This is a genomic window from Kitasatospora sp. RG8 (assembly GCF_017813315.1).
In the GTDB taxonomy this organism is placed as follows: Bacteria; Actinomycetota; Actinomycetes; order Streptomycetales; family Streptomycetaceae; genus Kitasatospora.
The window spans coordinates 41,972-65,803 of sequence record NZ_JAGIYX010000043.1 but is presented as its reverse complement, the minus strand read 5'-3'; the positions used below and the strand labels follow the sequence as shown (position 1 = coordinate 65,803).

The following is a 23,832-nucleotide window of genomic DNA, read 5'->3' as shown; positions in this document are numbered from 1 at the left end:
TGGCGCCGCCGAGGCCGGCGATCCGGGTGCCCTCGACCGAGAGGCGGTCGCCGTCGACGACACCGCCGGGCAGGACCAGCCGGGCGCCGGACAGGGCGGTACCCCGCGGCGAGGCCGCTGATTCGATTCGCGTTCTCACGCGGTCACCTCCGGGAACGGGCCCGCCGCCGGCCATCGGTGGGGCGGCTGGCCGGCGGGCATCTGCTCAGAACCGCTCAATACTGGTCAGTCCAATCAGATTCAGTCAACCCATCCGTATGAGGACGGCAGCCAGTCGAGGCGCCACCCGTGGTGGGCGCGCGCGGCTACACTCCCCGCCATGCTCAAAGCTGATCGAATAGCTCGGATTCTTTCCTGTATCACGCATGAGGGTAGTGCCAATGTGCACACCCTCGCCGAGCTCCTGGGCGTCTCGGGTGCGACGGTCCGCCGCGACCTCCAGGAGCTCCACGGGCGGGGGCTGCTCAACCGGACCCGCGGCGGCGCGGTGACCGGCGCGGTCAACCTGGAACTCCCGCTGCGCCACCGCCGGGACAGGTACCCCGAGGAGAAGCGGCGGATCGCCGCGCGGGCGGCCCTGCTGGTGCCCGACGGCGCGGTGGTCGGCCTGACCGGTGGCACCACCACCGGCGAGCTCGCCCGCGTCCTGGCCGGCCGCCGGGACACCACGATCGTCACCAACGCGGTGAACATCGCGGCGGACCTCGTCGTCCGGCCCGAGGTCCGGCTGGTCGTCATCGGCGGGATCGCCCGTACCACCAGCTACGAGCTGGTCGGCCCGGCCGCCGAACGGATGCTCGCCCAGTACCACTTGGACATCGCCTTCATCGGGGTGGACGGCCTGACGGCCCGGGAGGGCTGCACCACGCACGACGAGATGGAGGCCCAGACCGACCGGGCCTTCCTGCGCAGCAGTGCCCGTTCCGTGGTCCTCGCGGACAGCAGCAAGATCGGGCGGGTGACGTTCGCGGAGATCTGCCCGCTGGCGCAGGTGCACGACGTGGTGACGGACGACGGGCTCGGGGTGGTGCGGGAGCGGGAGCTCGCGGACGGCGGCGTCCGGGTGCACCGCGCGGGGTGAGCCGGGGCCCGACCCGCGCCCGGCCGGTGCCCGCCCCCGGTTCCGCCCCCGTTTCCGACGCTGTTCCCGACCCGCGCCCGCCCCCGTTTCCGGCCGGCCGGCGCGGGGCCGTCCGCGGGCTCTCCGGGCCCCCGGTGGCCGCTCCCGACCCCGGCCTTCGGAGGCCTGCTCGAAACTGCGATCTTGGTGTTCATGCTTGCACATGTCTGGAAGAAGCGGCTATAAATCACTCAGAATTGAGCATCAAGGCTCAACCTTGCGCAGGAGGACGTCATGGCTTACGTCGACGCGGAGATCGCCAGCCAGCCGGAGTGCTGGCAGCGCGCCCTCGACCTGACCCCCAAGGGGCTGCCGGAGCCCGGTGAGCGTGTCGCGGTCCTCGGCTGCGGCACCTCGCTGTACATCGCCCAGGCCTACGCGGCGCTGCGCGAGGAGGCGGGTCTGGGCGAGACCGACGCGTTCGCGGCGTCCGAGTTCCCGGCCCACCGCCGGTACGACCGGGTCGTCGCCCTCACCCGCTCCGGGACCACCACCGAGGTGCTGGACGCCCTGGCCCGCACCCGCAGCGGCGCGACCGTCGCGATCACCGGGGACGTGTCCACGCCCGTGGTCGACGCCGCGCAGCACGTGGTCGCCCTGGAGTTCGCCGACGAGCGGTCCGTCGTGCAGACCCGCTTCGCCACCACCGCCCTCGTCCTGCTGCGGGCCCACCTCGGCGCCGCCCCGGCCGACCTGCCCGCGCAGGCACAGCGGGCCCTCGACACCCCGCTGCCCGAACGGGCCCTGGCCTCGAAGCAGTTCACCTTCCTCGGGGCGGGCTGGACCAACGGCGTCGCCAACGAGGCGGCGCTCAAGGTCCGCGAGGCCTCCTCCTCCTGGACCGAGTCCTACCCCGCCATGGAGTACCGGCACGGACCGATCAGCGTCAGCAGCTCCGAGAGCACCGTCTGGTTCTTCGGCCCGCCGCCGGCCGGCCTGCTCGACCAGATCGCGCTCACCGGCGCCCGCGCCGTGGTCTCCGATCTCGACCCGCTGGCCGAGCTGGTCCGCGCGCAGCGCCTCGCCGTCGGACTGGCCGCGGCCCGCGGCCTCGACCCCGACCACCCGCGCAACCTCACCCGCTCCATCGTGCTGGACCAGCCGTGACCCTGATCCACGCGACGGGGACGCGGACGACGGCGGCGGCACCGTGAGCGTCATCGCCCTGGACGTCGGGGGCACCCACATCAAGGGCGCGGTGGTCGAGGACGGCCGGCTCGTCGACTCCGCGCGGTGGCACACCCGCGCCGGCCGGGACGCGGACGCCGTCATCGAGACCGTCCTCGGTTGCGCGGACGAACTCGTGGCCCGCGCCCTCCGCCACGGCGGCAGGCCCGCGGCCGCCGGGGTCGTGGTGCCCGGCCTCGTGGACGAGGAGGCGGGCACCGCCGTCCTCGCCGCCAACCTCGGCTGGCGCGACACCCCCGTGCGCCGGTGGCTCGCCGAACACCTGGACCTCCCGGTGGCCTTCGGGCACGACGTCCGGGCCGGCGGGATCGCGGAGAGCCGGCTCGGGGCCGGCCGCGACTGCCGCAACTTCGCCTTCGTCCCGGTCGGCACCGGCATCGCCGCCGCGCTGGTGATCGACGGCCGCCCGTTCGCCGGCGACCACGGGTTCGCCGGGGAGTTCGGCCACCTGGTCGTCCGCCCCGGCGGGGACCGGTGCGCCTGCGGCAACCGCGGCTGCCTGGAGACCGTGGCCTCCGCCTCCGCCGTCGCCCGCCGGTACGCCGACGCCAGCGGCGAGACCGGTGTCAGCGCGAAGGACGTCCTGTGCCGCGCCCAGGCGGGCGACGGTCCGGCGGTGCAGGTCCGGGCCGAGGCGGTCGACGCGCTGGCCGACGGCCTGGCGGCGCTGACCGTCCTGCTCGACTTCGAGCGCATCGTCATCGGCGGGGGGCTCGCCGAGGCCGGCGAGCCGTTCCTGAACCCGCTGCGGACGGCCGTCGCCGAGCGCCTCACCTTCCGCGCCGCGCCGCGGCTGGTCGCCGCCGAACTGGGCCACCGTGCGGGGAGCCTGGGGGCGGCACTGCTCGCGCAGGACCTGCTGGACGGCGGCGGACGATGATCCTCACCGTCACCCTCAACACCGCCCTCGACGTCACCTACCGGCTCCCCGAGGTCCGCCGGCACGGCAGCAACCGGGTGCGCGAGGTCACCCGGCAGGCCGGCGGCAAGGGCGTCAACGTGGCGCGCGTCCTGGCCGCGCTGGGCCAGGAGGCGGTCGTCACCGGCCTGGCCGGCGGGGCGACCGGCCGGGCGGTGCGGGCGGACCTCGCCGCGGCGGGACTGCACGACGAACTGGTCGAGGTGGCGGGCGAGACCCGCTGCACCGTCGCCGTCGCCGAGGACACCGACACCACCGTCTACCTGGAGCCCGGCCCGGTGGTCTCCGCGGCGGAGTGGCAGCACTTCCTCGCGCACTACGAACGCCTGCTGCCCGGCGCGGCCGTGGCCGTGCTCTCCGGCAGCCTGCCGCGCGGACTGCCGGACGACGCCTACCTGCTGCTGGTCGAACGGGCCGGCGCCCACGGCGTCCCGGCGCTGCTGGACGCGGACGGCCCGGCGTTGCTGCACGGCCTGCCGGCCGGCCCCGCCGTGGTCAAGCCGAACATCGACGAGCTGGCGGCGGCGACCGGCGTCCAGGACCCCCTGGAGGGCGCCGAGTTGCTCCGGGCCGCCGGCGCCGGGGCGGTGGTCGCCTCGCTCGGGCCGGACGGGCTGCTCGCCTGCACCGCCGACGGCCGCTGGCGGGCCCGCCCGCCGGGCCCGCTCCCCGGCAACCCGACCGGCGCGGGCGACTCGGCGGTCGCCGCGCTCGCGCTCGGCCTGGCGACCGGGACCGCCTGGCCCGACCGCCTCCGGCAGGCCGTGGCCCTGTCCGCCGCCACCGTCCTGGCGCCACGGGCCGGCCGCTTCGACGCCGGCGCCTACGACCGCCTGCTCAGCCTCATCCGGGTCGGGGAGATCGAACCGGCACACCCTCAAGGAGAACCATGCCCCTGACCGGAACCGGCGAGATCGTCGCCCCCGCCCGCGACGGCGGCCACGGCGTCGGCGCGTTCAACGTGATCCAGCTGGAGCACGCCGAGGCGATCGTCGCGGGAGCCGAGGGCGTCGGTGCCCCGGTGATCCTGCAGATCAGCGAGAACGCCGTGCGTTACCACGGCGGACTGGCACCGATCGGCGCCGCCACGCTCGCCGTGGCCCGGGCCGCCGGCGTGCCGGTGGCCGTCCACCTCGACCACGCGACCGACCGGTCGCTGGTCCGTCAGGCGGTCGAACTCGGCTTCACCTCGGTGATGTTCGACGCCTCCGCGCTCGACTACGAGCAGAACGTGCGGGCCACCGCCGAGGTCGTGGCGTTCTGCCACGAGGCGGGCGTCTGGGTGGAGGCCGAGCTGGGCGAGGTCGGCGGCAAGGACGGCGTCCACGCCCCCGGCGTCCGGACCGACCCGGGCGAGGGCGCGGCCTTCACCCGGCGTACCGGCGTCGACGCGCTGGCCGTGGCCGTCGGCACCTCGCACGCCATGCTCACCCGCGACGCCGTCCTGGACCTGGAGCTGATCGGCGCCCTGCGGGCCGCCGTCCCGGTACCGCTGGTGCTGCACGGCTCCTCCGGCGTGGCCGACGAGACCTTGGCGGCGGCCGTCGCCCACGGCATGACGAAGATCAACATAGCGACCCACCTGAACAAGGCCTTCACCACCGCCGTCCGCCACCGCCTCACCGCCGACTCCCGCCTGGTCGACACCCGGGTGTACCTCGGCGACGGACGGACGGCGGTCACCGCGGAGGTGTCGCGCCTGCTCCGGCTCCTGACCGAGCCGTGCGGCGCGGACCCGGCGGCGGTGGCCCGCTGAAGCGGGGCCCGCACCGCCGCTCATGAGCGGCGGTGCGGGCCCGACCGGCCCGGAGGCCCGTGGCGGCAGCCCGTGGCGGCGGTCCGCGGGGGCGGCCTGTGGGGCGGGCCCGCGGGATCAACCACGACGCCCACGGTGCACGCCGATCGGCTGGGACGGCCCCGGGACTCCCTCTCCAGGGACTCCCGGGGCCGTTCCGCATGCGGCGGCGCCCGCCGGGTGCGCGATCAACTAGGCTCGGGCCGGGTTCAGCGGACGACGGCCGAAGGGCGGCGGGGGCATGCAGTCGGGACTGAGTTTCTCCGCGGCGGACCTGGCGCAGACCCGGTTCGCCGTCTCCCCGATGTGGGAGGTCGTCACCAGCTTCCGGCTGCTCCGGAACGAGGCCGATCCGCCGCTGCACCGGCGCTGGGCCGAGCAGGTGCGGCCGCGGCTGGCTCGGGCCGGGCTCGACCGCGGCTGGCTGGCCGACCTCATCCCCGGTCGCGGCTACCTCGCCGACTTCCTCAACCCCACCCCCGCCACCCCGTTCCCCGCCCTCGGCACCGAACTGGACACGATCCGGCGCACCGGGCCCGGGCAGGTGCGCACCGACCTGGGGAAGCTCGCCGCCGAGCGCGACACCGGCCCGTCGGCGCGGCTCAGGACCCTGCACGAGGCCCCGGCGGAGGGGCTGGAGAAGGTCGTCGCGGAGATCGAGGTCTACTGGGAGCTGGCCCTCGCGCCCTACTGGGCGAGGATCCGCCGGCTCCTCGAAGCCGACGTGTTCCACCGGGCGCGGCAGGTCGCCGAGCACGGCTCCGCCCACGTCCTCAACGAACTGCACGACTCCGTGCGGTGGGACGACGGCACGCTGCGCCTGGTCCGCCGCCACTGCGCGCTGACCCGCGACCAGACCGGCTCAGGGCTGCTCCTGGTGCCCTCGGCCTTCGCCTGGCCGTGCGTGCTGACCCGTTCGGTGGCGCCCGAACCGCCCCAACTGGCCTATCCGGCGCGGGGGATCGGCAATCTGTGGGAGCCGCGGGCGACCGCTTCCACCGACGCGGTCGCCGCCGTCCTGGGCCGCTCCCGCGCGCTGCTGCTGACCGAGCTCGACACCCCGTCCTCGACCATCCGGCTCGCCGAGCACTCGGGTCTCTCCGCCGCCGGGGTCTCCCAGCACCTGACGGCGCTCCGGAACGCGGGGCTGGTCACGGCCCACCGCACCGGGCGGTTCGTCCTCTACGCCCGCACGGCCCTCGCCGACGCCCTCCTGGCCCCCGCCGTGGACTGACGCCCGTCCGGCCGAACGACGGAAGGCGGCACCGTGGGGGTACGGTGCCGCCTCCGTCAACCTGGCCGCACCGCAGGGCGGGTGGCGCCGGGGTGCGGCCAGGGGCCGGTGGGATCGGTGATCGGTGGGATCAGTGGTCCGCGGGACGGGTGACCGGCAGAGTCACCGGTCGGGCGTCGGAGGGTGTTTGCGGGCGGGCGCGGTCACGCGGTGCGGTGGACCTCCTCCGGCCGCACCGGGTGCGCGAAGGGCAGGCCCTCGGTGTAGCGGGCGAGTTCGTCGGCGGCGGCCGCGGCCATCCGGTGGAGTTCGCCGCCGAGGGAGCCGGCGACGTGCGGGGTGAGCAGGACGTTCGGCAGGTCGTAGAGCGGCGAGCCGGCGGGCAGGACGTCGGGGGTGGTGACGTCGAGGACGGCGTCCAGGCGGCCGGCGACCAGTTCGGCGGTGAGCGCGTCCTGGTCGACGAGGGAGCCGCGTGCGGTGTTGACGAGGGTGGCGCCGTCGCGCATCAGGGCGAGCCGCCGGCCGTCGATCAGGTGCCTGGTCTCGGGGAGTTCGGGTGCGTGGATGCTCACCACGTCGGCGGTGGAGCAGAGTTCGTCCAGGCCGACGCTCCGGGCGCCGAGGGCGGCGGCCTCGTCGGCGGCGGTGTACGGGTCGTGCAGCAGCAGATCGAGGTCGTACGGCCGGAGCAGGTCCAGGACGCGGCGGCCGATCCGGGAGGCGCCGATGATGCCGACCGTGCGCCGGTAGTTGCCGATGCCGTCGAAGGCGGCCTGCCTGTGGTAGTCGGCCCGGCGTTCACGGTAACCGTCGCGGAGCCGGAGGACCTGCTTGTTGGAGAAGAGGACGGCGGCGACGGTGAACTCGGCGACGGGCAGGGCGTTGGCCCAGGCGGCGGAGGTCACGGCGATGCCGCGTTCCCAGCAGGCGTCGGTGACGTGGTGCTTGACGGAGCCGGCGGCGTGGATGACGGCGCGCAGGTTCGGCGCGGCGGCGAGGACGGCCTCGTCCAGCAGGGGGCAGCCCCAGCTGCTGACGATCACCTCCGCGTCGCGCAGTGCGGCGGCGGCCTCGGGGGTGGTGAAGTCGTCGACCACGAGGGCGGGTTGGAGCTCGGCGAGGTCGGTGAGCCGGGCCATCGTGCCGGCGTCGATGAGGCGTCCGGCCAGGCCTGGCTCCATCGCGAGCAGCGCGCGGGGGCGGTGCCGTACGGCGCCGTGCGGCGGGGCCGCGGGGGGAAGGGGTGCGGAGGTGGGCACGGGGAACTCCCGTTCGGCTTCGGTGGGGCGGTGGGTCACTTGACGGCGCCCGCGGTGAGGCCGGCCTTCCAGTGGCGCTGGAGGACGACGAAGGCGACGACCAGTGGGACGACGGCTAGCAGCGCGCCGGTCACCACCAGCGGGTAGTACTCGGGGAAGGCGTGGGTCTGGCTGTTCCAGGTGAAGAGACCGAGGCTGACCGGGAACAGCCGGTTGTCGGAGAGCATCACCAGGGGCAGGAAGAAGTTGTTCCAGATCGCGGTGAACTGGAAGAGGAAGACGGTCACGTACCCGGGCATCACCATCCGCAGGCCGATCGACCAGAAGGTGCGCAGCTCGCCCGCGCCGTCCATCCGGGAGGCCTCCAGGACCTCGCCGGGCACGTAGCCGGCACAGAACACCCGGGCCAGGTAGACGCCGAAGGGGTTCACCAGGGAGGGGATGAACACGGCCCAGAAGCTGTTGACGATGCCGAGTTTCGAGGCGAGCAGGTACATCGGCAGGGCGAGTGCGGTGGTCGGCACCAGGACGCCGAGCAGCACCAGGCCGAACAGCTTCTCCTTGCCGCGGAAGGCGTACACGTGGAAGGCGTAGCCCGCGGCGATGCAGACGAAGGCACAGAGGAGGGCGCCGATCCCGGCGTAGAGCAGGGAGTTGAGGTACCAGCGGAAGTAGATGCCGTCGCCGGTGGTGGCGAGCTGGCGGAGGTTGTCGCCGAGGTGCCAGCGGGAGGGGGTGAGGGTGGCGCCGCCGAGCAGGTCGCCGGTGTTCTTGGCGGCGGCGGTCAGGAGCCAGCCCAGCGGGAGCAGGGTGTAGGCGGTGGCGAGGACGAGCGCGCCGTTGACGGCGGCCCTGGAGAGCGTCCACGGACGGCGGGGCGGCCGGGCCGTGGTGGCGGGGGCCGGCTTCGGCCGGCGGGCGGGGGCGAGGACGCTCATCGGGAGGACTCCGTCCGGCGCGCGGCGCGTGGGCCGGTGACGCGGGTGATCACGAAGGAGAGCGCGGCCGCGAACAGCGCCAGCAGCACCGAGGAGGCGGCCGCCAGTCCGTAGTCGCCGCGCGCGAAGGCGGCGGTGTAGGCGTACATGTTGGGCGTCCAGGTGGAGATCACGCCGGGTGAGACGTCGTGCAGGATCATCGGTTCGGTGAAGAGCTGGAGCGAGCCGATCATCGTGAACAGGCCGACCATCACGACGGAGGCGCGGATCAGCGGGATCTTGATGCTGAGGGCGGTCCGCAGCGGGCCGGCGCCGTCGACCACGGCGGCCTCCAGCACCTCGCGGGGCACGGCCTGGAGGGCGGCGTAGAAGATCACCATGTTGTAGCCGGTCCACTCCCAGACCGCGATGTTGACGACGGCGGGGAGCGGGAGGCCGAGCAGGTCGATCTTCGGGCCGACGGCGTCCAGGGCGCCGATCACCGGGCTGATGCCGGGGGTGTAGAGGTACATCCAGATCAGCGCGGCGATGATCCCGGGCACCGCGTGCGGCAGGAAGAGCGCCAGCTGGAAGAAGCGGCGGCCGCGGGCCAGGGCCGAGTCCAGCAGCAGGGCGAGCACCAGCGAGAGGCCGATCATCACCGGGATGTAGACCAGACAGTACTCGGCGGTGGTCAGCAGGCCGTCGCGAAAGGCGTGGTCGCCGAGCGCCCGGCCGTAGTTGCCGAGGCCGGTGAAGACCGTCTCGGCGCCGCCGAAGCCCAGACCCGAGCGGTGCTCGGTGAACAGGCTCAGGTAGACGGCGTACCCGATCGGGACCAGCGTGCAGGCGGTGAACAGCGCCAGGAACGGGGTGAGCAGCACCGCCGCCGCCCCGTGCCGCCCGGGCCGCCTGACGGTGGCGGCCCGGCCGGGGGCTTGGGGGGTTTCGGGCACTTCGGGGATTCCGGGGGTGGCCGCCCGGAGGGTGGTGTCGCTCATCCCTGGGCGACCTTGAGCCCGCGGTTCTTCAGCTCGGCGACGGTGGCCTGCTGCGCGGTGTCGGCGCTCTGGGCGAGGCTGCCGCCGGCGGTCAGCCTGGCGAAGCCGTCCTTGAGCGAGGTGTTGGTGGCGCCCATGGTCGGGCCCCACGTCCAGGACGGCTTGACGGACTTGGCGGCGTCGCCGAACAGGGCGTAGACGTCCTGGCCGCCGTAGAAGTCGGTGTTGAAGGCGGCCTTGGCGACCGGCACCAGCTCGGGCGAGGCGGGGAAGGAGGACGAGGTGCCGGAGGCGATCCGGGCCTTGACGCCCTCGGGGGTGGTGGTGGCCCAGGAGGCGAACTCGACGGCGGCCTTGGCCTTCTTGCTGTCCTTGGAGACGGCGAAGGTGGTGCCGCCGACCATGCCGCTGGCCGGGTTGCCGTCCCAGGTCGGGACGGGCGCGACGGCCCACTTGCCGGAGGCGTCGGGCAGGGTGCTCTTCAGCACGCCGCCGCCCCAGGAGGCGCCGAGGTAGCCGGCGGTCTCGCCCTTCTGGAGGGAGGCCGTCCACTGTTGGCTGAACGACGGCTGGACCCGGACCAGGTCCTCCGCCATCAGCTGCTGCCAGTAGTCGGCCACCCGCTTGGTCGTGGCGCTGCTGATGTCCACCGTCCAGGCCTCGCCGGAGGTGCCGAACCAGTGCGCGCCCGCCTGCCAGGCGAACGCCTCGAAGGTGCTCGGGTCGTCGGGGAAGAAGGTGGCGATCCGGGTGTCCGGCTGGGCCTCCTTCAGCTTCTGCGCGGTGGCGCGGAACTCGTCCCAGGTCTTCGGCGGAGTGAGGCCGGCCTTGTCGAAGAGGTCCTTGCGGTAGTAGAAGGCCTGCGGGGCGGCGTCCAGCGGCAGGGCCCAGTTCTTGCCGTCCAGCGTGGTCAGCTCGACCGGCTGCGGGAGGTACTTCGCCTTCAGGGCGGCGGGGACGAGGCGGGTGATGTCCTGGACCGCACCCTGGCTGACGAAGTCGGGCAGCTGCTGGTACTCGGTGTTGAAGACGTCCGGGGCGTTGCCGGCCTTCACCGCGTTCGCGATCTTCGCGTAGCCGCCGGCGACGCCGGAGGGGATCTCCTCGAAGGCGACCTGGACGTCGGTGTGCGAGGCGTTGAAGGCGGCGACGACGTCCTTGGTGCCCTTGGCCCAGCCCCAGAAGGTAATGGTCACGGGCTGGCCTTTGCCGCCGGCCTCGGCGTCCTGGTCCTGCTTCCCGTCACTGCCGCAGGCGGCGAGCAGGGTCACGGACAGGGCGGCGGCGGTGGCGGCGGCGGTGAGTCGGAGGGCTCTGCGGGGGTGGCGTGCGGGGGATGGCATGGCACAGCTCCTGGATGGGGGATGGCAGACGCCGGAGGGGGCCCACGGACCCGGGAGATGGCCGGGCGGGGTGACGCCATCCTGGGCTGGCATTCGATCAGAGTCAAGGCATTTGGATCGAACGATCGGAAACGATTCGGTCTCGACGGTCCGGTCTAGCAGCCCGTAAATGCTCGCTGATCTGGTGAGTTGAAGGCGTGGAGGTGCATCCGGGCCGATCCTCCCGCGCGATCGAATAACGATCGATGACTCATTCGATGGTCATTCGACCCAGTGGATTGACTCCCGATCGAGAAGTTCCTAGATTCGGCCCGCCGACCCAGCGACGGAGGACACCGCCATGCAGCTCCCACCCGAGGACCGCCGCACCAGCCCGTACACCGGGTGGACGAGGGCGCACTGGGAGGCCGTCGCCGACGCCCTGCTCGCCGCCGTCCGCCCCTACGCCGGGCCCGGCCAGGCGCTGATCAACCTGCCCGGACCGCGCCCCGGCGTCTCCGGCAGGCGCGCCGACGGCCTGGAGGGCTACGCCCGCACCTTCCTGCTCGCCGCCCTCCGGGTCGCCGGCGCCCGCGGCGCCGACCCCGGCGGCCTGCTGGAGCGCTACGCCGAGGGCCTCGACACCGGCACCCGCCGCCCCACCGCCGAACGCGACCTCGCCGACGGCGACGACCGGTCCTGGGGCGTCATCGCCGACCGAACCCAGCCGATGGTCGAAGCCGCCTCCATCGCCACCGCGCTGCGGCTCACCCGGCCCTGGCTCTGGGACCGCCTCGACCCCTCCGTCCGCGAACGCGCCGGCGGCTGGCTCGCCGAAGCCCTGCACCGCGCCCCCGTGGACAACAACTGGTGGCTCTTCCCCCTCACCGTCGGCGGCTTCCTGGCCGAGGCCGGCATCGAGACCGAGGCCGCCGACGCCGCCGTCGACCGCGGACTCGACCGGATCGAGCAGTGGTACGCCGGCGACGGCTGGTACACCGACGGCCGCCCCCGCGCCTTCGACCACTACAACGGCTGGGCCCTGCACCTCTACCCCGTCCTGCACGCCCACCTCGCCGGCGACCACGACCTCACCGCCCGCTACGGCGCCCGGCTCGCCGCCCACCTCGACGGCTACACCCGGCTCTTCGGCGCCGACGGCGCCCCCGTCCACCAGGGCCGCTCCCTCACCTACCGGTTCGCCGCCGCCGCCCCGCTCTGGGCCGGCGCGCTCACCGGCCACACCCCGCTGCTCCCCGGCGCGACCCGCCGGCTCGCCTCCGGCGCGCTGCGCCACTTCGTCGACCGCGGCGCCGTCGGACCGGACGGCCTGCTCTCCCTCGGCTGGTACGGCGCCTACCCGCCGCTGGTCCAGGAGTACTCCGGCCCGGCCTCCCCGTACTGGGCGAGCAAGGGCTTCCTCGGACTGCTGCTCCCCGCCGACCACCCGGTCTGGACCGACACCGAGCTGCCCGGCCCGGCCGAGACCGCGGACGCGGTCGTCCCACTGCCCGGGCCCGGATGGCTGGTCCAGTCCACCGCCGCCGACGGCCTGGTGCGGCTGCACAACCACGGCAGCGACGACCAGCCGCCCGACGGCGTCCTGCCCGACCAGCCGCTGTACGCGCGCTTCGCCCATTCGACCGCCACCGGGCCGGTCACCGGCACGGCCGACAACCACTTCGCGCTGCTGGCCGCCGGTCGGGCGAGCGAGCGCGGCCCGATCACGCCGCTGGGCGTCGGCGCGGGGTGGGCGGCCTCCGAGCACCGGCCCCGGATCGACGGACGCGAACTCCCCGGCGTCACCGTCACCTCGCTCACCCTCGCCCACGGCGCGGAGGAGGTCCGGGCCCACCTGGTCACGGGCGCCGCCCCCGGCACCGAGGTGCGGCAGAGCGGCTGGGCGGTCGCCGGGGAGCAGGTGGCCGGCAGCACGGAAGGACCGCTCGCCGGCGCCCGGGCCGACGGCGGGCCGGGCCGGCCGGGCGCGTTGGCCGCGGAGCTCAGGGCCGTCCACGGCTACCACCGGGTCGGCGTCGACGAGGCGCCCGACGGGACGGCCTTCGGACCGCGCGCCGCCGTCCCCTTCGCGACCGGCACCACCGGGGACGGGCCCGCCCTGTTCGTCTGCGCGAGCCGGCTCGCCGCCGACCGGACGGCGGGGGCGGACGGTGCGGAGGCGAGGCCGGGGGCGGGCGGCACCGCGCTCGGGTCCCTCGCCGTCCGGGCCGAGGCGGTGGACGGCGGCCACCGGATCACCGTGCGCTGGCCGGACGGTGCCGCGCACGAGGCGCGGCTCGGCACCCGTTCCGCCGCCGTCCGTCCCGTCTGAGGAGCCGTCGTGCCACTTGCCTACTCCACCCTCGGCGTGCCCGGACTCCCGCTCGTCGAGGCCGCCCGGCTGGCCGCCGAACACGGCTGGCAGGGACTCGAACTGCGCTGCGCCGACGGCGAGACCGTCCACCCGGCGATGACCGCCCACGAGCGGCGCGCCGCCGTGCACACGCTCGGCGCGGCGGGAGTCACCCCGATCGCACTCGCCTCCTACGTCGGCGTGGCCGCACCCGGCGACGACGCTCCGGTGCTCGCCGGGCTGCGGACCGCGCTGCGCCTGGCGGCCGACCTCGGCGCGCCCGCCGTCCGGGTGTTCCCGCACGGCGGCGACGGACCGCCGGGGGAGGCGGACGCCCGGGCCGTCCGCCGGCTGACGGCGGTGGCCGCGCAGGCGCAGGCGCTCGGGGTCCGGGTGCTGGTCGAGACCCACGACTCCCACCGCGGCGGGCGCCGGCTCGGCCGCCTGCTGGACCGGGTGGCCCACCCGGCGGTCGGCGCGCTCTGGGACCTCATGCACACCCACCTCGCCGGCGAGACGCCCGCGCAGTCGTACGCCGCGCTCGCCCCGCACCTCGGGCACGTCCAGGTCAAGGACATCGCCGGCGCCGGGGACCTCACCCCCCTCCCGCTCGGGGCGGGCGTCCTGCCGGTCGCGGACTGCGTGCGCCTGCTCCCGCCCGGGGCCTGGGTCGCCTGGGAGTACGAGGCCCCCTGGCACCCCGCCGCCGCCCCGCTCCCGCCGCTGCTGGGCGCGGGCGCGGCACTGCTCGCGGGGCTGCGCGCGGGAGGTTGACGGGGCGGCGGCTGGGAGTTGACGGGCGTTGACCGCCGGGGCGGGGGCGCCGCCGCCCGCCCGTGTGCGCGCCGGTGCCGAGAGCGGGGCCGGCGCCGAGGACGGGGCCGAGGACGCGCGGACGGGCGTTGCCGCCCGGGGCGGTCCTGCCGGGTCAGTCCTGCCGGGTCAGTCCTGCGGGGTGAGGGCGCCGCAGGAGGCGCGGACCTTGAGGGTGGGGAGCAGCCCGATGTGATGGGCCGGCAGGTCGGCCGGGCCGAGCCGGCGCAGGAGCAGGTCGAGGGCGACGGCGCCGACGGCGCGCTTGGGCGGGGCGACGGCGGTCAGCGGCGGAGTGGTGAGGGCCGCGAACACGTCGTCGTAGGAGACCAGCGCGATGTCCTCGGGGACGCGCAGGCCGCGGGCGCGGAGCAGCGGGGGGAGCTGGATGGCGTCGCGGTCGTTGTGGACGAGGACGGCGCGCACGCCCTCCTGCGCGCCGATGGCGAGCTGGTCGGCCACCCACTCGGGGTCGGTGGGGGTGAGCGGGCTGCTGCCCGGGTGGTGCAGGTCGAGGGGCGGCCGGGCTTCGAGACCGAGCGTCCGGACGGCCTCGGCGTAGCCGGTCCGGACCTCGTGGGCCGTCCAGGTGTCGTTCCGGGCGGCCAGCAGCACGGTGCGGTGGCCGAGCCCGGCCAGGTGGCGCAGGGCGAGCAGGACGCCGTGCCGGTGGTCCGAGCCGACGGCGTCGAGCTCGGCGGCGGCGCTGCCGGGGGCGGCGCGCCGCTCGACCAGCACGGCCGGGACGGGCAGCCCGCTGAGCCAGTCGCTCTCCTCGGCGGGGCCGCCGGGCAGCCAGTTGGGCGTCAGCAGCAGGCCGTCGACGCCGGACTCCAGCGTGCGGGCGACCTGGCCGCGGTCGTCGCGGGCCTCGTACGGGGAGATGCCGAGGACCAGGCGGGCGCCGGCGGCGGTGGCGGCCGAGCGGGCGCCCTCGATGATCTCGTCGAAGTACGAACCGACGGTCGGCACCATCATGCCGATGACCCGGCCGCGGCCGTCGGGCACACCCGCCGCCCCGGCGGCCGCTCCGGTGACGCCGGCCGGCCCCGCGAGACCGGGCAGTCCGCCGCCCGCGGAGCCCGCCGCGCCGGTGTCCGGCAGGGTGGCCGAGCCGTGCGAGCGCCGCAGCAGACCGGCCTCGGCCAGGGTCGCGACGTCCCGGCGGACGGTGACCGTCGGCATGTCGAGGCGCGTCGCGAGGTCCGCCACCCGGACGGTGCCGAGCTCGCGCACCACTTCGAGGATGCGGGCGCGACGATTCTCCGCCGACACGGCCATGACGTCTCCTTCTGGTGCTCGACGAACGCTCGATTGTCGATCGAATCGTATCGCACGATCGAAAAGCGATCAAAAGGCTGGTGGGGAGGTACTGGTGGTGGACCGTGCTGCGCAGTCGGCTGACCGCGAACCATATCGGACGGCCGGTGTCCTGTCCGCTCTGCCTGTCCCGTCTGCTCTGTCGGCCGTGTCCGCCGCGCCAGTCTGCCCGCGTGCCTGCGTGTCCGCCCGCCAGTACCGCCGGGGCCTGACGGGCGGGCGGATCCGGGGGCGTCAGTCCTGGGCGTCGATCGACCGGATCAGGCGGGCCCCTTCGCGGGTCATGATCTCGGGGTCGCGCAGGGCGTTGGAGAGCAGGGACATGCCCTGGTAGCCGGCGACGAGGGTGACGGCGAGGCCCTCCGGGTCGGCGGCGCCCAGCTGCCGGTACTGCTCCTCCACCCACCGTAGGAGTTGCCGGATGACCTGGCCGACCGCGACGTCGAGGCCGCCGTCCTCGCGCTTGTCGAGTTCGACGGCGAGGGTGCCGGTGGGGCAGCCGTAGCGGGCGGCCGTGTCGCGCTGTCCGACCCAGGCGGTCACCAGCGCCTTGAGGCGCTCGCGCGGGTCGGCGAGCCGGTCGAGCTCGGCGGTGAGGGCCTCAAGGTGGCCGGTGTGCTCGGAGAGGGCTGCGCCGACCAGGTCGTCCTTGGTCTTGAAGTAGTAGTACACGTTGCCGGTCGGGACGTCGGCGGCGCGGGCGATGTCGGCGATGGTGGTGCGTTCGACGCCCTGTTCGTGCAGGACCCGCGCGGCGGCGGCCGTCAGTCGCTGCCGCTTGTCGGCGGCGGTCCTCTTGGCACCGCTCTTCTTGGCAGCGCTCTTCTTGGTGCCGATCGCCTCGGTACCGGTCGCCTCGGCGGCGGTCTTCGAGGAGGGCTGCCGGGAATCCATTGAGTCAGTCACCCGACTAACTGTAGACCGGCGCCGGTCGTGGCTGCTACGGTTTCGGCTCGACGGAGTTAGTCAGGCAACTAACTCACAACTGATCGGGGAGGCCGACATGATCGTGGTGACAGGTGCGACCGGGAACGTCGGGCGGGCACTGGTGCGGATGCTGAGCGAGGCCGGGACGCCGGTGACCGCCGTCGCCCGGCAGATCACCGGTGCCGACGTGCCTCCGGGCGTGCGGGCGGTGGCCGGCGACCTCGCCGAGCCCGACGGCCTGCGGGCCGCGTTCGCCGGAGCCCGGGGGCTGTTCCTGCTGGTCGCGGGGGAGGACCCGGACGGCATCCTGGCGGTGGCGAAGAGCGCCGGGATCCGCCGGGTGGTGCTGCTCTCCTCCCAGGGGGCGGGCACCCGCCCGGAGGCGTACCGGCACCCGGCCCGGTTCGAGGAGGCCGTCCGCGGATCCGGGCTGGACGGGACGATCCTGCGGTCGGGCGGGATGGCCACCAACGCCTTCGCCTGGGCCGAGTCGGTCCGCACCCGGCGGGCGGCCGAGGCGCCGTTCGGTGACGTCGGCCTGCCGTTCGTCGATCCCGAGGACGTCGCCGCCGTCGCGGCCGCCGCCCTGAGCGGGGAGGCCCACCTGGGCGCCACCTACACGCTGACCGGCCCCGCGCCGACCACCCCGCGCGAGCGGGCCGCGGCGATCGCGGCCGCGCTGGGCGAGCCGGTCGACTTCACCGAGCAGACCCGCGAGCAGGCCCACGGCCTGATGTCGCGGTTCATGCCGCTGCCCGTGGTCGAGGGCACCCTGGCCATCCTCGGCGAGCCGACCGCGGACGAGCAGCGGGTGAGCCCCGACGTCGAACGCGTGCTGGGCCGGCCCGCCACCACCTTCGCCGCGTGGGCCGTCCGCAACGCCGCCGCCTTCCGGTGAGTAGGCGCTCCCGTCGCGTGCCGCCCGCCCTCACCGTTCACCCCGCCCCACTCCGCCTCGCCCTTCCCACCCCGCCCCGCCCCACCAAAGGACAGCAGCATGCCCGTTCAGCGCATCCTCGACTCGACCATCCACCACCGGGAGTCCGGCACCGGGACGCCGGTCGTCTTCCTGCACGGCAACCCCACCTCGTCCCACCTGTGGCGGCACGTCATGCCGGCCGTGGGGGACGGCCGGCTGCTGGCTCCCGACCTCATCGGCATGGGCGGGTCCGGCAAGCCCGGCATCGACTACACCTTCGCCGACCACGCGCGGTACCTGGACGCCTGGTTCGACGCGCTCGGGCTCGACGGCGTGATCCTGGTCGGGCACGACTGGGGCGGCGCCCTGGCCTTCGACTGGGCCGCGCGCCACCCCGGCCGGGTGCGGGGCGTCGCGTTCACCGAGACCATCGTCAAGCCGATGGCCTGGGAGGAGTTTCCTGAGGGCGGGCGGGAGCTGTTCCGGGCGATCAAGACGGAGGGCGTCGGCGAGTCGATGATCCTCGACGACAACCTCTTCCTCGAACAGGGCCTGCCCGGCACCGTCGCCACCGCACTCGCCCCGGGCGACCTCGACGTCTACCTCAAGCCGTACCCCACCCGCGAGAGCCGGCTTCCGCTCCTTCAGTGGCCGCGCTCGATGCCGCTGGGCGGCGAGCCCGCCGAGGTCGTCGCGCGCATCGAGGCGTACGACCGGTGGCTCGCGGCCAGTGCCGAGGTGCCCAAACTGATGATCAACTTCGCCCCCGGGCCGGGGACGATGGTGCACGAGGACACCATCGCGTGGTGCGAGGCGAACATCGCCGGCCTGACGGTCGAGAGCTTCGACGCCGTCGCCGGGCACCACACGCCGGAGGACCACCCGCTGCTGATCGCCGGGGCCGTCGCGGCCTGGGCGGACGGGCACGGCCTCCGTGACCGGTAGGCGAGAACGCCGTCCGGCACCCGCCGGAGGTGGAGCGTGACGCTCCCGGCGCGGGGCCGCCCACGTGGTCGAGCCGTCCCGGGCCGCGTCGAACAAGCCGTCCGGCGCGTCGGGCGTGGCGAACCTGGTGGATAGGGCACGGGGAATCCCGGTGCGTCGGGCACGGGGAATCCGGGGAGGGGTGGACTGTCGGTTGACGGTCAGCGGCGGGAAGGCGACGGGCGGATGATGTGGAGCGGGCAGGGGGCGGGGCCGGTGGACCGGGCACAGGCCGCGGACGGTACGCCGGGGCGGCGTGAGGTGCTGGTCGTCGGCGCCTACTTCGCCGATCTGGTCTTCAGGGGCCTGGCCCGGCCCGTCCGGCCCGGGACGGAGGTGTTCGCGGAGGCGCTCGACCTGGTGCCCGGAGGGGCGTTCACCCCGGCGATGGCCATGCACCGGCTGGGCCACGACGTGGTCTGGGCCACCGACTTCGGTACCGACCTGTTCAGCGGGCAGGTGCTGGCCGCCGCTCGGGCGGAGGGGCTGGACGAGACCGGGTTCCGTCACCACCCCGGCCCGCTGCGCAGCGTCACGGTCGCGCTGTCGTCCCCCGGCGACCGGGCCATGGTCAGCTACCAGGACGCGACCGCGGCTCAGCCGCTGGCCGGCCTGTTGCGCGAGCACCGGCCGAGAACGCTCATCCTGCCTCAACTCCAGTACGGACCAGACGTGCTGGGCGCTCTCCGGACGGCCCGACAGCTCGGGACGGAGGTGTTCATGGACTGCCAGGACATGCCCGGCACCCTTGACACCCCGTACGTCCGCGAGGTGCTCGCAGCGGTGGACGTCTTCGCACCCAACGAGGGCGAGGCGTTGCGGCTGACCGGTGCCGGAACGGTGGACGAGGCCCTGCACCTGCTCTCCGGGCTGGTCCGCACCGTGGTGGTCAAGCGCGGCGGCGAGGGGGCGTGCGCCGTCCGCGACGGGAAGCGGTACGACCTCGACGCCGTCCCGGTCGAGGTCGTGGACACCACCGGCGCGGGCGACTGTTTCAACGCCGGTTTCCTCCACGCCCACCTCGCGGGAGGGGAGCTGCCCGACTGCCTCGCCGCCGCCGTCGCCTGTGGCGCTGCGGCGACCAGCGGTCCGGGCTCCGGCCATGCCCCCGACGCCGCCGGGCTGCGCGAGTGGCTCGCCAGACTGCCCCACCGCTGACCGACCCCACCGCTGACCGTTCCCACCACTGACCCGCCCGCCATCAGTCGTAGTGCCATCGGTCGTGGCGCCATCAGTCGTGGCGCCACGCGCCGTCGCGCCACCGCAGAGCGCCCGGCGCACGGACGGGCGGACGGCGCACCACCGGCGCGCGACCCCGTGCGTCGCACACCGTGTCACGCCCGATTCACCCGGTGATGGGTTCGTGTTAGCGTCCGATGATCCTGATCTGAGCTGCGCCCCGGTCCGACGGCCGGGGCGCAGCTCCACATGGCGATCGGCGAGGGGGCGGCAGCATGGCAGCACCGGAGACGAATCGGCGGACGGCAGGGCGGAGGACCGCGCACGCGGCCGCCGCACCGCCCCAACAGGGGCGCCCCGAAAGGATCCTGGTCACCGACCTGGACGGCACCCTGCTCGGTGGTGACCGGGCCGACCGCCGCCGGCTGCACGCCGCACTGGCCCGGCATCCCGAGGTGACCGTGGTCTTCGCGACCGGCCGGGGGCTCTCCTCGGTGCGCGAGGCCCTCCGGGATCCGCTGGTGCCCCGGCCACGCTGGATCATCGCCGACGTGGGGGCGAGCGTCATCGACGGCACCGACCAGACCCCCGTCGCGGGCCTGCAACGCCGGCTGCGCAGCGGCTGGCCCGGGGCCGAGCGCGTACGGGCCGCGTTACGCCGGTTCCCGGCGCTGGTCTACCAGCACGGTGTGGTCCAGGACGGCCGCTGCTCGTTCCACCTGCGCCCGGAGGAACTGACCGGCGAACTCACCGACGCCGTAGGAGCCCTGGGCTGCACCTGGCTCTACTCGGCGGAGCGCTACTTCGACGTGCTCCCGACCGGTGCGAGCAAGGGCAAGGCCCTGGCTGCGCTGGCCGCCGAACAGTGCTGGCCGATGGAGTCCGTCCTGGTCGCCGGTGACTCCCTCAACGACCTGTCGCTGTACGGGCTCGGCGCGCACGGCGTGATCGTCGGCAACGCCGAACCAGCCCTGCTCGCGGCCGTCCCCGAGGGCCCCGCCGTCCACCGGCCCGACCGGCCGGGCGCGGCCGGCATCCTGGCGGCCCTTCAGGACCTCGGCTGGGTGGAACGCGACTACCCGCTCGTGGTCGGCTACCACCGCCCGCCGGTCCACCTGACCTCCGGCGGTTGGAGCCCGCCCGCGAGCCCCAACGGCATCCTGCCCACCCTGCGCAGCCTGTTCGCTGCCAACCCTCAGGCCGTCTGGGCCACCGCCGCCGTCCTCGGGCCGCACGCGCGCCCCGCCCGCCTGGAGGGGCACGGTACCGGGCTTCCGCTCTCCTTCGTGCCGCTGAGCCCCGCGGAATGGGCCGCCTACTTCCACCGCGCCTGCAAGGAGACGCTCTGGCCGGTCCTGATGTCACAGCCCCAGCGGCTGCGCTTCGACCCGGCCACGTGGGCCGGCTACCGCGAGGTGAACGCGCGCTTCGCCGACCACATCGCCGCCCGTGCCGCGCCCGGCGCCACGGTCTGGCTGCACGACTACAACCTCTGGCTGGTCCCCGGGCTCCTCCGCCCGCTCCGCCCCGACCTGCGGATCGGCCTGTTCCACCACACCCCGTTCCCGGCACCGGAGATCTTCGCGGCGCTGCCCACCGCGGCCGAGGTCCGCGCCTCCCTGAGCCGCCTGGACTGGGCCGGCTTCCACACCGAGACCTTCGCCGGGCACTTCCGGGGGGCCCTCGCCGGAGCCCCGGGCACGCCTAGGGTCGGCGTCCACCCGCTCGGCATCGACCGCGAGGCCGTCGCCGCAGCGGCCCGCGCCAGCGCCCGCACCGCCGCTCGTACCGCGGCTCGTACCGCCGCCCGCGACCGGGCCCGCGCCCGGGTACGGGCACGCACCCGCAGGCCCGGAGGCGGGACGGCCGGCGGACCGCTCGTGCTCTCGGTCGAACGCCTCGACTACGCCAAGGCCCCGGTCCAGAAGGTCGAGGCCGTCGCGGCCCTGCTCGCCCGCCGCCCCGAACTGCGGGGACGGCTGCGGTTCCGGCTGGTCTGCCCGCCTCCCGAACCCGGCATCACCTCGTACGACGCGACCCGGCGGGCCCTGGAACGTCGCATCGCCGAGGTCAACGGGGCCTGGGGAAGGAACGGTTGGCAGCCGGTGGAGTACCTGCCGCAGAGCCTGCCGTTCACGGAGGTGGTCGACCACTACCTCGACGCCGACGTGTTCTGGGTGACGTCCCTGCAGGACGGGATGAACCTGGCCGCCAAGGAGTTCATCGCCGCCCACCGGGCCGTCGGCCGCTCCGGGGTCCTGGTGCTCTCCCGCCACGCCGGCGCCGCCACCCAGCTCGGCAGCGCGGCACTGCTCACCGACCCCCACTCACCGGAGGACCTGGCGGACACCCTCCACCGGGCGCTGGCCCTCGGGCCGGAGGAGCGCCGCCTCCGGCTGGCACGCCTCGCCGATCTGCTCGGCGACCACCACCCCGCCGACTGGGCCGCCGAGATCACGGCGGCGATCCGCGGGGACGACCTCCCGGCCGACCCCCCAGCCGACCTCCCGGCCGGTCGCCAGGAGGACGCCGACGCCCTGGCCGTCGGCGCACGGTGACGTGGCTCTGCCACGGTGCTCGGTCACATCGCTCCGCCCACGCCGCGCGGGCTCAGCGGCGGCCGGGCCCGGCCGCCGCCAGTGCCGCGGCGACGACCTCCGCGATCCGCCGCGGCTCCTCGTTGGGCAGGAAGTAGCTGGTGCCCCGGATCGTGACCACCGTCGCGTTCGGACAGGCGTCCAGCGTGCGCCGCTCGTCCGGGGTGAGCGCGCCGTCGCCCTTCTCGGCGTGCACGACCCAGACCGGCACCCCCGTGCCGCACAGACGCGCGGCCGGCTGCTCGTGCGCGCCGAGGTGGTCGAGGTAGCCGCTGAGGATCCCGCGCATCACGTGCGGATCGTTGCGGCGAAGGTCCGCGAGCAGTTCGGCCCGGCGCTCCGGCGGCACGCGCATGCCGCGGGAGGCCGGACCCATGAGCTTCAGCAAAGCGGCGGACGGCAGCGCGCCCAGCACGTCGCCGAGGCGGCAGAACGCGCGGAAGAACAGGGGCTCGTCCTGGGGCGAAAGGCTGATGCCCAGCAGTACGGCGGGCCCGGTGAACGTGCCGGTCGCCAGCAGCTCCACCGCGACGGTGGCCCCCATGCTGAACCCCACGACCACGTCGCAGGCCTGCTCCCGGGCCAGCCGCCCGACGTGCCCGGCGAGGGTACCGATGGCGAAGTCCTCGGGCGGCGCGGTTCCGCAGTGGCCCGGCAGCGTCACGGCGACGAGCCGCGTCCGGGCGAGTGCGGGTTCGGCCATCAGCTCGGCGTACGAGCCGGCGGCGCACAGCCCGCCGGGCAGGAGGAGCACGCTCTGCGCCGCGTCGTCGGGCCCGGAGGTGAGGACGTCCCACGCGATGTCCATCGGGTGTCCTTCCTCCGCGCGCCGGACGGCGGTGCGGTCCACCGCGATGCGGTCCCCGCCGTGCGGCCCCCAGGCGTGAGCCGGGCGGGGCCCTGCGGCGCTACCGGAACAGGGGCTTCCCCTTCATCTTGACCGCCAGGACGTCCGCGGGCCAGCCGGTCGACCCGGGCCGGCCGCTCAACGCGGACACCCGTTCAACCCGGGCCGGCCGCTCAACCCGTCCGCCCGGTCGACCCGGGCCGCGGACCTGCCTCGTCTCCCGCCGGCCTCGTCTCCCGCCGGCTCCGTCACCCGCCGTCCGCGTCGCCGTGTCCCACCGGGTCGGGCACGGCGTCCAGCAGCGCGGCCCCGTTGTTGCGGACGCTGTTCACCGCGGTGGAGACCGGCCGCACCGCAAGCTCGTTGCCGGCCGGGGTGTGCAGCAGCCGCCGGAGCCCGGCCGGGTCGGTGTGCTCGGGGTCGAGCCAGGCGTCCAGGTCGTCCGCCGCGATGGTCAGCGGCATCCGGTCGTGGACCCGGCCGGCGGCGTCGGTGGCGTCGGTGGTGATGATCGTGGTGGTGGTGAGCCACGCCGCCGGGTCGTCCTCGGGGACGGAGCGGTCCCGCCAGAACTCGTAGAGCCCCGCCATCACCAGCGGCCCGCCCTCGCGGGGGTGGAGGAAGTACGGCTGCTTGAAGGCCTTGCGGCCGTCCGCGGCGGGCACGGGCACCCACTCGTAGTAGCCGTCGGCCGGGATCACGCAGCGCCGCTTGGCGAAAGCGGTACGGAACGCGGGCTTCTCGTGGACCGTTTCGGCCCGGGCGTTGATCAGCCGTGCCCCGCCGGCCGGATCCTTCGCCCAGGACGGCACGAGCCCCCAGCGGACCGGGCGCAGCCCGCGGGCAAGTTCACCCGTCTCGTGGTCCACGCGCTCCAGCACCGTCCACACCGTGTCCGTGGGCGCCACGTTCCAACTCGGCGCCAGCGACTCGACCGGGGTCCAGCGGGTCACCCCGAACAGTTCGACGAGGTCCTGGGGTGTCGAGGTGGAGACGAATCGGCCGCACATACCCGCCACTCTGCCACCGTCGGGCGGCCGGGGCGGTCCATTTCGGCAGGTCCACCGTGTCGCGACCGGTGCGGAACCCGGCCCGACCGACCGGCCGCCCCGGCCGACCGCCCCGGCCGGCCGCT

General features: G+C 74.9%; 20 protein-coding genes. 12 read left to right on the top strand and 8 right to left on the bottom strand.

Features of this window, described 5'->3' with window-relative positions; genetic code table 11:
• Positions 1-319: 319 nt before the first annotated feature.
• The 6 genes from J5Y04_RS37715 to J5Y04_RS37690 all read left to right on the top strand — a co-directional run bounded on the left by J5Y04_RS37715 (position 320) and on the right by J5Y04_RS37690 (position 6,256).
• Positions 320-1,081 (top strand): DeoR/GlpR family DNA-binding transcription regulator, encoded by a 762-nt coding sequence (locus J5Y04_RS37715; protein ID WP_209417051.1) that lies wholly within the window; start codon positions 320-322, stop codon positions 1,079-1,081.
• 273 nt (positions 1,082-1,354) lie between these two features.
• Positions 1,355-2,227, top strand: a complete 873-nt coding sequence (locus J5Y04_RS37710; protein WP_209417050.1) for an SIS domain-containing protein — start codon at positions 1,355-1,357, stop codon at positions 2,225-2,227.
• A 43-nt stretch (positions 2,228-2,270) separates the two neighbouring features.
• Entirely contained in the window at positions 2,271-3,188 is a 918-nt protein-coding gene (locus J5Y04_RS37705) for an ROK family protein (RefSeq protein WP_209417049.1), read from the top strand.
• A complete protein-coding gene (locus J5Y04_RS37700; protein ID WP_209417048.1) occupies positions 3,185-4,126 on the top strand; it encodes a 1-phosphofructokinase family hexose kinase in 942 nt (313 codons plus the stop codon). The genes J5Y04_RS37705 and J5Y04_RS37700 overlap by 4 nt, the downstream gene beginning before the upstream one ends.
• Complete coding sequence (locus J5Y04_RS37695; RefSeq protein WP_209417047.1) at positions 4,117-4,983, top strand: class II fructose-bisphosphate aldolase; 867 nt, start codon at positions 4,117-4,119, stop codon at positions 4,981-4,983. Before J5Y04_RS37700 ends, J5Y04_RS37695 begins: the two co-directional genes overlap by 10 nt.
• Before the next feature lie 280 nt (positions 4,984-5,263).
• On the top strand, positions 5,264-6,256 hold the full coding sequence (locus J5Y04_RS37690) for a DUF5937 family protein (RefSeq protein ID WP_209417046.1): 993 nt from the start codon (positions 5,264-5,266) through the stop codon (positions 6,254-6,256).
• Positions 6,257-6,459: 203 nt separating this feature from the next.
• On the opposite strand, the gene J5Y04_RS37685 is transcribed toward J5Y04_RS37690, so the two are convergent.
• From J5Y04_RS37685 to J5Y04_RS37670, 4 genes are all read right to left on the bottom strand, one after another.
• Positions 6,460-7,440 (bottom strand): hydroxyacid dehydrogenase, encoded by a 981-nt coding sequence (locus J5Y04_RS37685; RefSeq protein ID WP_209417061.1) that lies wholly within the window; start codon positions 7,438-7,440, stop codon positions 6,460-6,462.
• Positions 7,441-7,553: 113 nt separating this feature from the next.
• On the bottom strand, positions 7,554-8,456 hold the full coding sequence (locus J5Y04_RS37680; protein ID WP_209417045.1) for a carbohydrate ABC transporter permease: 903 nt from the start codon (positions 8,454-8,456) through the stop codon (positions 7,554-7,556).
• Positions 8,453-9,436 carry a carbohydrate ABC transporter permease gene (locus J5Y04_RS37675; protein WP_209417044.1) on the bottom strand — a complete coding sequence of 328 codons (984 nt, stop codon included), beginning with the start codon at positions 9,434-9,436 and terminating at the stop codon, positions 8,453-8,455. The genes J5Y04_RS37680 and J5Y04_RS37675 overlap by 4 nt, the downstream gene beginning before the upstream one ends.
• Positions 9,433-10,779, bottom strand: coding sequence for an ABC transporter substrate-binding protein (locus tag J5Y04_RS37670; protein WP_209417043.1), 1,347 nt, complete (start codon positions 10,777-10,779; stop codon positions 9,433-9,435). The genes J5Y04_RS37675 and J5Y04_RS37670 overlap by 4 nt, the downstream gene beginning before the upstream one ends.
• Before the next feature lie 340 nt (positions 10,780-11,119).
• On the opposite strand from J5Y04_RS37670, the gene J5Y04_RS37665 reads away from it, so the two are divergent.
• Both J5Y04_RS37665 and J5Y04_RS37660 read left to right on the top strand, forming a co-directional pair.
• A complete protein-coding gene (locus tag J5Y04_RS37665) occupies positions 11,120-13,090 on the top strand; it encodes a DUF2264 domain-containing protein (protein WP_209417042.1) in 1,971 nt (656 codons plus the stop codon).
• Between the two features lie 9 nt (positions 13,091-13,099).
• Entirely contained in the window at positions 13,100-13,885 is a 786-nt protein-coding gene (locus tag J5Y04_RS37660; protein ID WP_209417041.1) for a sugar phosphate isomerase/epimerase, read from the top strand.
• A gap of 168 nt (positions 13,886-14,053) precedes the next feature.
• On the opposite strand, the gene J5Y04_RS37655 is transcribed toward J5Y04_RS37660, so the two are convergent.
• Together J5Y04_RS37655 and J5Y04_RS37650 are read right to left on the bottom strand one after the other, a co-directional pair.
• Positions 14,054-15,205, bottom strand: a complete 1,152-nt coding sequence (locus J5Y04_RS37655) for a substrate-binding domain-containing protein (protein WP_209417040.1) — start codon at positions 15,203-15,205, stop codon at positions 14,054-14,056.
• Between the two features lie 273 nt (positions 15,206-15,478).
• Positions 15,479-16,150, bottom strand: a complete 672-nt coding sequence (locus J5Y04_RS37650) for a TetR/AcrR family transcriptional regulator (protein ID WP_307853511.1) — start codon at positions 16,148-16,150, stop codon at positions 15,479-15,481.
• Positions 16,151-16,247: 97 nt separating this feature from the next.
• Between J5Y04_RS37650 and J5Y04_RS37645 the strand changes: the two genes are divergently transcribed.
• The 4 genes from J5Y04_RS37645 to J5Y04_RS37630 all read left to right on the top strand — a co-directional run bounded on the left by J5Y04_RS37645 (position 16,248) and on the right by J5Y04_RS37630 (position 21,811).
• Positions 16,248-17,069: an SDR family oxidoreductase gene (locus J5Y04_RS37645; protein ID WP_209417039.1), complete on the top strand. Its 822-nt coding sequence runs from the start codon at positions 16,248-16,250 to the stop codon at positions 17,067-17,069.
• Positions 17,070-17,168: 99 nt separating this feature from the next.
• The gene (locus tag J5Y04_RS37640) at positions 17,169-18,035 is read left to right on the top strand and encodes a haloalkane dehalogenase (protein ID WP_209417038.1); all 867 of its coding nucleotides are present in this window, start codon (positions 17,169-17,171) and stop codon (positions 18,033-18,035) included.
• A gap of 255 nt (positions 18,036-18,290) precedes the next feature.
• A complete protein-coding gene (locus J5Y04_RS37635; protein ID WP_307853510.1) occupies positions 18,291-19,232 on the top strand; it encodes a carbohydrate kinase family protein in 942 nt (313 codons plus the stop codon).
• A gap of 296 nt (positions 19,233-19,528) precedes the next feature.
• Positions 19,529-21,811, top strand: a complete 2,283-nt coding sequence (locus J5Y04_RS37630; protein ID WP_209417037.1) for a trehalose-6-phosphate synthase — start codon at positions 19,529-19,531, stop codon at positions 21,809-21,811.
• 52 nt (positions 21,812-21,863) lie between these two features.
• Here J5Y04_RS37630 and J5Y04_RS37625 read toward each other — a convergent pair whose 3' ends face one another.
• Both J5Y04_RS37625 and J5Y04_RS37620 read right to left on the bottom strand, forming a co-directional pair.
• Entirely contained in the window at positions 21,864-22,658 is a 795-nt protein-coding gene (locus tag J5Y04_RS37625; RefSeq protein ID WP_209417036.1) for an alpha/beta fold hydrolase, read from the bottom strand.
• A 287-nt stretch (positions 22,659-22,945) separates the two neighbouring features.
• The gene (locus J5Y04_RS37620) at positions 22,946-23,707 is read right to left on the bottom strand and encodes an SOS response-associated peptidase (RefSeq protein WP_209417035.1); all 762 of its coding nucleotides are present in this window, start codon (positions 23,705-23,707) and stop codon (positions 22,946-22,948) included.
• Positions 23,708-23,832 lie beyond the last annotated feature (125 nt).

Excerpts from the sequence above, each read along its gene's own strand:
- J5Y04_RS37715 (WP_209417051.1), top strand. The coding sequence starts at position 320 with ATGCTCAAAGCTGATCGAATAGCTCGGATTCTTTCCTGTATCACGCAT.
- J5Y04_RS37710 (WP_209417050.1), top strand. The coding sequence starts at position 1,355 with ATGGCTTACGTCGACGCGGAGATCGCCAGCCAGCCGGAGTGCTGGCAG.
- J5Y04_RS37700 (WP_209417048.1), top strand. The coding sequence starts at position 3,185 with ATGATCCTCACCGTCACCCTCAACACCGCCCTCGACGTCACCTACCGG.
- J5Y04_RS37695 (WP_209417047.1), top strand. The coding sequence starts at position 4,117 with ATGCCCCTGACCGGAACCGGCGAGATCGTCGCCCCCGCCCGCGACGGC.
- J5Y04_RS37690 (WP_209417046.1), top strand. The coding sequence starts at position 5,264 with ATGCAGTCGGGACTGAGTTTCTCCGCGGCGGACCTGGCGCAGACCCGG.
- J5Y04_RS37685 (WP_209417061.1), bottom strand. The coding sequence starts at position 7,440 with ATGGAGCCAGGCCTGGCCGGACGCCTCATCGACGCCGGCACGATGGCC.
- J5Y04_RS37680 (WP_209417045.1), bottom strand. The coding sequence starts at position 8,456 with ATGAGCGTCCTCGCCCCCGCCCGCCGGCCGAAGCCGGCCCCCGCCACC.
- J5Y04_RS37675 (WP_209417044.1), bottom strand. The coding sequence starts at position 9,436 with ATGAGCGACACCACCCTCCGGGCGGCCACCCCCGGAATCCCCGAAGTG.
- J5Y04_RS37670 (WP_209417043.1), bottom strand. The coding sequence starts at position 10,779 with ATGCCATCCCCCGCACGCCACCCCCGCAGAGCCCTCCGACTCACCGCC.
- J5Y04_RS37665 (WP_209417042.1), top strand. The coding sequence starts at position 11,120 with ATGCAGCTCCCACCCGAGGACCGCCGCACCAGCCCGTACACCGGGTGG.
- J5Y04_RS37655 (WP_209417040.1), bottom strand. The coding sequence starts at position 15,205 with ATGGCCGTGTCGGCGGAGAATCGTCGCGCCCGCATCCTCGAAGTGGTG.
- J5Y04_RS37645 (WP_209417039.1), top strand. The coding sequence starts at position 16,248 with ATGATCGTGGTGACAGGTGCGACCGGGAACGTCGGGCGGGCACTGGTG.
- J5Y04_RS37640 (WP_209417038.1), top strand. The coding sequence starts at position 17,169 with ATGCCCGTTCAGCGCATCCTCGACTCGACCATCCACCACCGGGAGTCC.
- J5Y04_RS37630 (WP_209417037.1), top strand. The coding sequence starts at position 19,529 with ATGGCAGCACCGGAGACGAATCGGCGGACGGCAGGGCGGAGGACCGCG.
- J5Y04_RS37625 (WP_209417036.1), bottom strand. The coding sequence starts at position 22,658 with ATGGACATCGCGTGGGACGTCCTCACCTCCGGGCCCGACGACGCGGCG.
- J5Y04_RS37620 (WP_209417035.1), bottom strand. The coding sequence starts at position 23,707 with ATGTGCGGCCGATTCGTCTCCACCTCGACACCCCAGGACCTCGTCGAA.